Source organism: Shimia gijangensis (assembly GCF_900142085.1).
Lineage (GTDB): Bacteria > Pseudomonadota > Alphaproteobacteria > Rhodobacterales > Rhodobacteraceae > Shimia > Shimia gijangensis.
The window spans coordinates 1-2,386 of sequence record NZ_FQZQ01000057.1 but is presented as its reverse complement, the minus strand read 5'-3'; the positions used below and the strand labels follow the sequence as shown (position 1 = coordinate 2,386).

Sequence of the window (2,386 nt, the reverse complement as noted above, 5' to 3'; positions counted from 1 at the left end):
CCCAGAGCATATGCTAATTGACGGGGTCTACGTGGATTAAGTGCCACCATTGCAGAATTAACCCCCACCATTGCTATGGATCGACCATCTCGGTGATCTTCTGCTCTGGCTGAAGCGTCTTCAGCTTCGACCACCCCCTTCAACAACAACATGATCAAGGACCAACTCATGGCTCAAGCATCTGCTTTTGCCACTGGGTCGACTTGTGCTTTACGGCATGGGTCAGGCTCGGTGGTACAGTTACCCTTAAGACCTCTTTATAGAGATTGTACCAGCTATGGGTTTAGCGACCTGGCTGACGCGACGATCATCTCCACGATAGACACATTGACCCAACGTGGTGGGGGTCTACCGCAACAGGGTGTCACTACAGCCTTGCGAGAACAAGTCGCTACGATGGCTGCTATGGCTGACGGGACAGCGCCTCCCAGTTTCTTTCTCTCTAGCCTTGACCCCGGTGTTGGGAAGACCACGACGTTGATCCGCTTCGTCCAGCAACTCCTGAGGTCCAATCAGCATGAAGGGGTGGCGGTCCTGCTCTGCTTCTCTCAGTTGGATGAGATTGCAGGTCTCATCGACAACATGGAGTTGAACAAGGCTGACTTCGCGGTCTTCACGGGCAAGGGAAATGAGATCAATGGTCTGAGTTCAACGCCCTATGGTGAGGCTCGTATCCTGTTCACGACCCAAGAGATGGTCAGGAAGCGTTGTCGTGGTCGCAGCTTCAAGGACACCGAGGTCTTCCATTACCAAGGTGAGGTCCGCGCTGTCAGGGTCTGGGACGAGGCGATGCTCCCCGGTGAAGTGATCCGGCTCAACACGGATCAGTTGGCATCCTTACGAGACCCGCTCAGGCTGTCTCATCCGGCTATGGCGGAACTGATCGACCAGCTGGAGGGGGACCTCAAGGTTGCCGGGGATCACAGCTTCTTCACATGGCCTGATGTTGAAGACGCCTCGGGGACAAGCCTCTGGTCAGCCAAGCGGCATCTGCATGGCGACCTTGCCGGTCATCTGGAGCGGCTCTACGACCTGTCAGGACGTTGTGTGCGCCTGAGCAAATCCGGCAAAGGGTCCACAGTCACAACCGCGCTCGACAGCCGAGACGTGATACCTGACGACCTAGCTCCTGCGGTAATCCTCGATGCCTCTGGGCGTGTTCGTGCGACTTACAGCCAATGGAAGAAGCAGAAGAAAAACCTCGTGCGACTGCCCTCAGCGACGAAGAGCTACCAGAACCTCAGCGTCCATGTCATGAACAAGGGGTCGGGGAAGACGGCTTGGTCGAACAACGGCGAGGAACTGGCACAGGAAGTGGCCCACCTCATCGACACGAAGCCTGACGAGGAGTGGCTGGTCATTCACCACAAGACGTCTGACCCTGAGCGCATACCCAACTTGATCAGGGGGCTGATGGCTACAGACACGGGTCGCATCAGCTTCCTCAACTGGGGCAGGCATCAGGGGACCAATGCGTATCGCGACATCAAGAACGTCATCCTAGCTGGCTTGAACAACTACTCGGAGATCGACTATGAGATGCTGGCGCGGTGCTACAGTGGCATCAGGAATGACCAGAAGGTCCCGAAGGCCCTCGTGGACCAGATGCGGTCAGGGGAACTCCGGCACCACATCCTGCAGGCGCTGTGCCGCTCCTCGGTCAGGCAAGGCAACGGTTCCGACTGTGACCCCTGCAATGCCTACATCATCGCCCCAAGCCGCTTTGGTGCCCTCGACTTCCTCCCCGAGGTCTTCCCCGGTTGCACGGTCAGGACGTGGAAAACCAGAAAGCTGAAACTGAAGCCAACTGGGTGGGTAGCTGATGCTGTGGCTCAGGTGACGAGCTTCTTCGCCAGCAACCCGGACGAGGTCTACCTCTACAAAGATCTCAGAGCCGATCTCGGGATCACCAATGCATCCAACTTCAACAAGCGCGTCCGCCATCACGAAAGCTACAAGGCGGTGCTGGACGAGTTGGAGGTCGAAGAGATCGCCACAGGCAAGGGTCCCCACCGCAACGCTCTGGCGAAGAAGCCCCAGTCCTTCGGTCCTGTCGAAGGTGCCGGCTACATCGCGGGTGTTTGAGCCTGAAAAATGTGAGTGCCCTACCAATAAGCGGGGTGTTCGCGCTTCCCCCTATGCACCTACAGCGGCTCACAGCAGCAGCAAGTTCCAAGGACCAGCCACAGCGACGGCAATGTGAATACGCCCTCGGGAACCACACAGCAGCCTCGAACCGGTCACCGTAGACCAAACCGTAGACCACATGGTGCCTGTTGACGAACAACCCCGACCTCGGGTAGCCCTTGTTTTGCTGGAGCTACCAGCTGAAGTGACGCCTGCAGCGGGAACACAAGCCGCACCACTAACCGTGTGGGGGCACCAT

At 57.5% G+C, this 2,386-nt stretch carries 1 protein-coding gene; it reads left to right on the top strand.

Features of this window, described 5'->3' with window-relative positions; all coding sequences use genetic code 11:
- Positions 1-405 precede the first annotated feature (405 nt).
- A complete protein-coding gene (locus BUC32_RS19910) occupies positions 406-2,085 on the top strand; it encodes a hypothetical protein (RefSeq protein ID WP_139280818.1) in 1,680 nt (559 codons plus the stop codon).
- The last annotated feature ends 301 nt before the right edge of the window (positions 2,086-2,386 follow it).

Coding starts and splice junctions, on each gene's coding strand:
- BUC32_RS19910 (WP_139280818.1), top strand. CDS start 406: ATGGCTGACGGGACAGCGCCTCCCAGTTTCTTTCTCTCTAGCCTTGAC.